Origin of the sequence: Sulfuricaulis sp. (assembly GCF_049587675.1) — a bacterium.
Taxonomy (GTDB): domain Bacteria; phylum Pseudomonadota; class Gammaproteobacteria; order Acidiferrobacterales; family Sulfurifustaceae; genus Sulfuricaulis.
The window spans coordinates 1-6754 of the sequence record NZ_JBAVEJ010000187.1 but is presented as its reverse complement, the minus strand read 5'-3'; the positions used below and the strand labels follow the sequence as shown (position 1 = coordinate 6754).

The 6754-nt window shown below is 58.0% G+C and carries 9 protein-coding genes; 8 read left to right on the top strand and 1 reads right to left on the bottom strand.

What is annotated here, in order from left to right:
* The 6 genes from WB402_RS09755 to WB402_RS09730 form a co-directional block, all read left to right on the top strand.
* Positions 1-565: alpha/beta fold hydrolase (locus WB402_RS09755; RefSeq protein ID WP_424207343.1), on the top strand; the 565-nt coding region annotated here is incomplete at its 5' end.
* A gap of 97 nt (positions 566-662) precedes the next feature.
* Positions 663-986 (top strand): type II toxin-antitoxin system RelE/ParE family toxin, encoded by a 324-nt coding sequence (locus WB402_RS09750; protein ID WP_424207341.1) that lies wholly within the window; start codon positions 663-665, stop codon positions 984-986.
* Positions 979-1272, top strand: coding sequence for a helix-turn-helix domain-containing protein (locus tag WB402_RS09745; RefSeq protein ID WP_424207339.1), 294 nt, complete (start codon positions 979-981; stop codon positions 1270-1272). The genes WB402_RS09750 and WB402_RS09745 overlap by 8 nt, the downstream gene beginning before the upstream one ends.
* A 197-nt stretch (positions 1273-1469) precedes the next feature.
* The gene (gene vapB / locus WB402_RS09740; RefSeq protein ID WP_424207337.1) at positions 1470-1703 is read left to right on the top strand and encodes a type II toxin-antitoxin system antitoxin VapB; all 234 of its coding nucleotides are present in this window, start codon (positions 1470-1472) and stop codon (positions 1701-1703) included.
* A complete protein-coding gene (vapC, locus tag WB402_RS09735) occupies positions 1700-2098 on the top strand; it encodes a type II toxin-antitoxin system tRNA(fMet)-specific endonuclease VapC (RefSeq protein ID WP_424207335.1) in 399 nt (132 codons plus the stop codon). Before vapB ends, vapC begins: the two co-directional genes overlap by 4 nt.
* Before the next feature lie 163 nt (positions 2099-2261).
* Complete coding sequence (locus tag WB402_RS09730) at positions 2262-3560, top strand: hypothetical protein (RefSeq protein ID WP_424207333.1); 1299 nt, start codon at positions 2262-2264, stop codon at positions 3558-3560.
* 218 nt (positions 3561-3778) lie between these two features.
* Here WB402_RS09730 and WB402_RS09725 read toward each other — a convergent pair whose 3' ends face one another.
* Positions 3779-5068: a hypothetical protein gene (locus tag WB402_RS09725; RefSeq protein ID WP_424207331.1), complete on the bottom strand. Its 1290-nt coding sequence runs from the start codon at positions 5066-5068 to the stop codon at positions 3779-3781.
* A 444-nt stretch (positions 5069-5512) separates the two neighbouring features.
* On the opposite strand from WB402_RS09725, the gene WB402_RS09720 reads away from it, so the two are divergent.
* Both WB402_RS09720 and WB402_RS09715 read left to right on the top strand, forming a co-directional pair.
* Positions 5513-5959: a pyridoxamine 5'-phosphate oxidase family protein gene (locus tag WB402_RS09720; RefSeq protein WP_424207329.1), complete on the top strand. Its 447-nt coding sequence runs from the start codon at positions 5513-5515 to the stop codon at positions 5957-5959.
* 135 nt (positions 5960-6094) lie between these two features.
* Positions 6095-6502, top strand: coding sequence for a hypothetical protein (locus WB402_RS09715; RefSeq protein ID WP_424207327.1), 408 nt, complete (start codon positions 6095-6097; stop codon positions 6500-6502).
* The last annotated feature ends 252 nt before the right edge of the window (positions 6503-6754 follow it).

The window sequence follows — 6754 nt, the reverse complement described above, 5'->3', positions numbered from 1 at the left end:
GTTCGCACCAATGCTGGTCCGCGCCGGCTTCCGGGTGGTGACGTTCGATACGCCGGCACACGGCCGCTCGCCGGGGCGCGCCACCAACCTGCCGGAAATCAGCGAGGCCATCCACGCCGTGGCCCGGGCCTGCGGGCCGGTGCACGCGGTCATCGGGCATTCCTTCGGAGTCGCCTGTGCGATCTACGCCGTGCAGCAGGGGCTCAAGGTGAACCGCATCGTTGCCATCAGCCCGCCGGACAATGTGCGCCACCTCACGCAAAAGTTTTTCACTGCGCTGGATATCGGCCCCCGGGTGCAGGAAATATTCAACCGCAAATTCGAGGCGCAGTTCGGCGCCGATCTATGGCAGCGCTTTGCCCCCGAAGTCCTGGCACGCCAACTCGACGTGCCGGGCCTGGTGATCCACGACCAGGACGACCGTGACGTTCCCATCGAGGAAGGCATCGCGGTGGCGCAGGCCTGGCCCGGCGCGCAATTCGTCCGCACCACCGGCCTCGGACACCGCCGCATCCTGCGCGACCCGGACGTGATCGCGCGCGCGGCGGCGTTTATTGCCTCCTGATTTCAGGCAACAGAAAAAGCCACGGGACCTTCAGTAATAAAGCACTCAACATTCATGGCCGGTTGACAGCTATACGCTGTTAGCGTATGGTCAGTTCATGATCTTCGTTGAACTCCCGGTGTTCACGCGCGTGGCGGCCGGTCTGTTCGACGATGAAGCGTTACAAAGGATTCAGGAAATGCTGCTGGCCGACCCCGAGGCAGGCGACGTCATTTCCGGAGGCGGTGGATTACGCAAGCTGCGCGTGCCGCTCCCGGGTCGCGGCAAACGCGGTGGGGCACGGGTGATTTACTACTGGTGGGCGCGACGGGAACATTGTTACCTTGTCTATGCTTATGCCAAGAACGAGCAATCGGACCTTACACGCGAACAGCTCAAGCAGTTGGCGCGCATTATGAAACAGGAGACACACGATGGATAAGAAGGCTTTCGCGGAACTGGTTTCCAGCGTACAGGACATGGGCCGCCACATGCGCGGCGAGAAAGTGGCGGGGGTGCGGGTGACCAAGGTCCGCGAGCCGAACGTGCGCGCAATCCGTCGCAAGTCGGGTTTGAGCCAATCGCAGTTCGCCGCGCTCATCGGCGTCAACTTGCGCACACTCCAGAACTGGGAACAGGGCCGCACCCGTCCCACCGGCCCGGCACGCGCCTTGCTGCGGATCGTGGAGAAAAATCCCAAGGCGATGCTGACCTTGCACGCTGCCTGAGTCGCCGCTCGTCTTCTCGGCATGTGCTGCCAGCCAGAAGCTGTCGGAAGAGGAGGCGCTTCAGAAAGGCATGGAAGCCAAGGCGGTGGAGTTTGTGAAACAGGGGGTGAAGATTTTTAAGAAGGCCTTGGCGTCGGCGTCAGTCTGGACAGGCCACTCAAAAAATATATACAGGTATGTATTTCGAGTAGAGGACCGTGGATACCGCCAAGCTGTTTCAGAACGGACGAAGCCAGGCCGTGCGCCTGCCCAAGGAGTACCGCTTCAAGGGCGACCGAGTCGTTATCAAGAAGATCGGCAACGCCGTTGTCCTGTTCCCGCTCGACAATCCGTGGCAGGTTCTGGAAGAAGGCCTGGGGCGATTTTCCTCCGACTTCCCTCACCGGCGTCAGCCCAGGAAACAACAACGCCGGGCAAAGTTCTTTGAATGAAAGATCTGCTGGATAGGGACGCCTGCATTTATCTCATCAATAAACGGCCGTCCTCGGTTATCGAAAAGCTTCACGTCTGCCGGGCGGGTGATGTCGGTGTCTCCGCCGTTACGGTCGCCGAACTGCGTTACGGCGCCTCCAAAAGCCAGCGCTCCAGACAAAACCATGAAGCGCTCGATCTGTTCCTGGCGCCGCTTGAAATGATGGCGTTCGATGAAAGCGCCGCTATCGCCTATGGCGAAATTCGCGCGCAGTTGGAAAAGGCAGGCGATCCCATCGGCCCGCTCGACATGCTGATTGCCGGCCAAGCCGAGAGCCTTAATGTCGTGCTCGTGACGAATAACGTCCGGGAATTCAAGAAAGTGAAAGGATTGAAAATCGAGGCGTGGTCGTAGCCTCGCTACCATGAAAATCGAACACAACCTGTTCGATTTTCATGGTACTCCCCTCTGTGGTCAGCGTGGTTTACTTGGGAGTCTGGAAGCAGGGGGTAGCTCATGCACGATTTAATTTTGCGGATTACACTTGGGCCGACATACCCAATACAGGAATATGACGGTGAACAAAAGGACGATCTTTGCCCTGGTCGGTCTGGCGATGGTAACGCTGGTTGCTGTCCAGGCATGCGGTTCGCATAAATCGAGTGGTTCCACCGCCACCACGGCTTCCCGCCCGTTCTATTTGGGCAGCACCCCGTTCTTCACCACCGCTACCGCATTTCCCGATTGGCGCTTCGAGAATCTCGATGACCGCGATCTGCTGTCGGTCCATGTGGACGACTTTCTGGGCATTCCCTGGAATCAATTTCAGAATTCCAGCACCCTGCCGTCCGCTTGGGTAACACAGTGGACCACTCTCGCGAACAACGCCCGTGCGACGGGCAAGACCCTGTATGTCGCTTTGTCACCGCTCGGCAACCGTACCACTCTCGCGCCGAACATCGATAACGGCGGGGCGCGCACGGAAAACTGGGCGCCGGCCGATACCGCCGGGTGTTACCGCTTTTCGAGCGATGCCAATGCGCAGAATTACAAACTGGCCTATATCAACTACGCGAAATACATCATCGACCTGACCCAGCCGGCGTTCTTCAGTCCGGCCATCGAGATGAACATGCAGTTCGCGCGTTGTGCGCCGGCGGACAAGGCCGCGTATATCGCCTGGTACAGCGACGTGCACAATGCCATTAAGGCCGCCTATCCGCAGCTGGTGGTGTTCCCGACTTTCCAGTTGGAGTATCTGTACGGTACCGCCGAACCCGCGGCGTCTTGCGGCAGCGGTGTGTCGGCAGCCGCCTGTTTTGCGCTGCATCTGCCGGAAGCGCTGTCGATACCGGGCGATCGTCTCGCGCTGTCGAGCTACCCGTTGCCGTGGAAGTTCAGCGCTGAATACAATTTCTCCTACCCCACCGACACCTACGCTACCATCCAGAACGCCACGGCGCGCAAGATCTGGATCTCGGAGACGGGCTGGGCGACGGTGAAGATTCTGCAGAGCTATCAGCACGGCGCCAGCGGCAGTTGCGGCGCCGTGCTGATACCCGCCTCGATGGCCAACGACAGCGAACTCGAAGCCTACATGACCTGGCTGCTGGGCGAGGCGCAAACGCGGCGATTCGAAGCGGTAATATGGTGGCTCAACCGCGATTATCTGGATGCGGCAGTGGCCGATACCTGCCCGTGCAGCGACAGCAGTGACACCTGCCTGCTTACCGACACTTTCTATGCGGCGGCGGGAGACTACGGCGAATCGCTGATGCGGGTGTTCGGTAATATGGGTCTGCGCCACTACGACGGCAGCGCGCGTTCGGCGCTGAACATCTGGCGCCAGACTTTGGCACGCCCGCGTCGCGAATGAAAAGCCGAAATCCGGGTTAGCTCAGATCACAGTTTCCGCTGATACACCTGTACAGCTATCTCTTCAGTTCAATCACGGCCCCGATTTCCTGATAAGTAACCCGGTTGTCGAAGTGAAGCGGATCGGTGTGCCTTATCCAGTGGCCCGGACGTGAGGCAGCGTGGTGGCCGGTTTGATTTTGGCGAAGGCGCTCAGCATTTATCTTCTCTTGTTTCTTATTAATAGGGTAACGGAATTACCGTAAGGCGATTGTTCCGTCCATCGCTTATCCACATGAATTGCCGATCGTAGATTAACCCCTTGGTATTCGTCACGGAGTTAGCGGAAGGCGGATTGTATTCCGTCGCGGTGATGAAGTCCGGTTGACCGAATTGTGCAAACGCCGACTGGTTTGTGGTTATCGGAAGGTCAAAAAACATAATCCGGTTGTTGCTGTGATCGCTGACAGCAAGCCTGTTGTCTTTCGCCGCCAATGAATTCGGAAACCAGAGCGATGAGGCGGAAGGCGTGGGAGTATTTGTTTTGTTAGGCAGGCACGATGTGGAAAAATCGGTTTGTCCCAGGACCGCATTGGCCGAGGGGCCTGAAGCAGTGGGAATGTTGTCAAATGCCAGAACGCGGTTATTACTTCCGTCCGCGACAAAAAATGTGTCACCAACACGCAGGATTTCATAAGGGCCGTTGAGTTTGTCCACCGCACATCCCGCCGTATTCGTCGTCATGTCCGGCTGTCCGATAACGTAAGACGCGGTGGGATTGTTGCCGAGTGGAATCGGATCGTAAACCAGTATTCGATTATTATCCTTGTCGACAATGAATAATTTCGAAGCCATGCAGTAGGCCGTATACGGGTGATACAAGGAATTCGCTGTCGGCGGATTGACTTGGGCATTCGTTGAGAAATCCGGCTGGCCAATCACGAAATCCGCCGCGGTGCCATTGACCGTTGGCACCTTGTTATAAACAAGCACGCGGTTGTTCAGCCGGTCGGAGACGAGCATCATGCCATTCGAACACACAGACATGTGTACGTTCTCGTTAAAACCCGCTGCGGATGGAGTCCCGGCTGGCCCGGCGCCGGCGTTCTGGACGCCATCGGTAAAATTGGCTTGGCCGACGACGACGTCAGGTTGTGCTGTCTGGTCTTGCGGGATGGCGTTAAATATCAGGATGCGGTGATTTACGCGATCGTTGACAAACAGCTTTACCCGGTTTCCGTCGTTGGGATCAACATAGGCGCCAATGGAGTAAATATTATTAACGCCGTTTTTCTGAACCGCGCCACCATCGCGGTTGATTAATCTGGACACCGCATCGTTTTGAAACAGCACAAAGGAGCTGACTAACGCATTGTCCAGCACAACGCCCGAACCTCCGAAATCGTTTTGTGAAGCCGGGTCAATGACTGGCGCGACCTGGCTTGAAGAGTTATTGGAGTGCCAGTGACAACCTGCAACCAATATTATGGTCGCTAATCCAACAACGAGTTTTGAAATATCTCTATTCATCGATCATCTCCAAACAAGCATGCGCTTGTCCTGTTTCAGTGTGCATTCCGGGCGTTGGGAGTGCTGCCATATATTTTTCCGGGTAATACGGGAAAGATAGCAGATGATCGCCAGCCCGCATTTACCCGGTGGGTGCGAGATAATGGAGGCTTTGGGGCTGTCGGCGGCGGGTAAATCCGGGTCAGAATAATGAAGCGGGTCAGTGTGCCTTATCTCGTGGCCCGGACGCGAGGCGGCGCGGCGGCCGGTTGGATTTTGGCGAAGACACTCAGCGCCAGCCACGAGTCAAGCTGGCGCGTGAACTGACCGGGGCCAATTAAAGGGGACCAGGCACGATATATTTTCTGCCCGCTTGATCCTGATATGCGTCAAAGTTGCCGCCCGACGGTTGTGCCATGCTGCGTGCCTCAAGTCAGTGCCGGCCTTGCCAGGCAGGGAGGAACCGTGACCCCGTCAACCAAGCGCTTCATCCTCGATCAGCTCATAACCAACCGCATCATGAGCCTCGCAACTGTGCGGCCCGACGGTTACCCGCAGGCGACGACGGTGACCTACGCCAACGACGGGCTGACGCTTTACTTCGCGTGCGACCGCAACGGCCAGAAAGTTCGCAACCTGCGGCGCTCGTCCAAGGTTTCGCTCACGATCAATAAGGACACAGCCAACTGGAAGAAGATTACGGGGCTCTCCATGGGCGCCACCGCGAAGGTCCTCGAGCGCCCGGCTGACACAAAACGCGCGCTCGCGCTGCTGTCGCGCAAGTTCAAGGACATGAAGGGCCTTAGTGCGGAGGATCTGGCGGAGACGGCGTTCGTGCGTGTGCAACCGAAGGTCGTCTCGATGCTCGACTACCGTCGCGGGTTTGGCTGGACCAAGCTAGTGCGAGTCTAGAAGCTATCTCAATAACTGCTGCGCTCCGTCCTCACCCGGCTGACGGCCGCTCGCGACGTTTTTGAGATGGCTTCGAGCGAACCGCCGCTGTTCGCATAGCGTTTTTTTCAGTCGTTTACGGCAAGGGAGGATCCGATGAGCAAGACCATCCAGCAGAAGATGCACGTACAGCACCGCCAATGGCAGTCCGACAGCGATACTTGGCGGTCTGACATCGATGAGTGGAACAAGGAACTGCGCGTGGCGCTCGGCGACTTGCGCGAGGTCGAGGACATGCTGCGAGACTCGCTCGACGCCTTGGCCGCCCACGCGGACAGCGTGTGGGAAAGCGAGCAGCGTCGCTGCGCCCACGAGCTTGCGCTGCGGGAGGAGGCCAAGAGCGGGGCCGAGAAGAAAACGGACAAGGCCTGGACCAAATTACATCGGGAGCACGCCGCGCGGCACGAGCGCCTGTCGGATGCCCACGCACGCATCAAGAAGTATCAGCACAAAGTGGTGGCCGAGGTAATGCGGCTCCTGCGCGTGGCCCGCAAGGGCATGTAAATAAATGGAAGTGATCAATGGGGTCAGACACCATTAATCACTCCGCACAAAGCGGCTTGCAAGCCCGCGCGGTCGGTCTTGCATCACCGGCAGGGAAACCAAGCCTATCCTCCGCCCTCTACAGTCCTGAGCTTTACGCCGATGAGCGTGGCCATGACCACGAGCGCGGTCGAGATGAAGATCATTATTATCCCTAAGGCCGAAAGCCTGCCCCAGAGACCGTCGTCGGCGAAGCGCAGAATCTGAACCGCC

Excerpts from the sequence above, each read along its gene's own strand:
- vapC (WP_424207335.1), top strand. The coding sequence starts at position 1,700 with ATGAAAGATCTGCTGGATAGGGACGCCTGCATTTATCTCATCAATAAA.
- WB402_RS09715 (WP_424207327.1), top strand. The coding sequence starts at position 6,095 with ATGAGCAAGACCATCCAGCAGAAGATGCACGTACAGCACCGCCAATGG.
- WB402_RS09745 (WP_424207339.1), top strand. The coding sequence starts at position 979 with ATGGATAAGAAGGCTTTCGCGGAACTGGTTTCCAGCGTACAGGACATG.
- WB402_RS09725 (WP_424207331.1), bottom strand. The coding sequence starts at position 5,068 with ATGAATAGAGATATTTCAAAACTCGTTGTTGGATTAGCGACCATAATA.
- WB402_RS09750 (WP_424207341.1), top strand. The coding sequence starts at position 663 with ATGATCTTCGTTGAACTCCCGGTGTTCACGCGCGTGGCGGCCGGTCTG.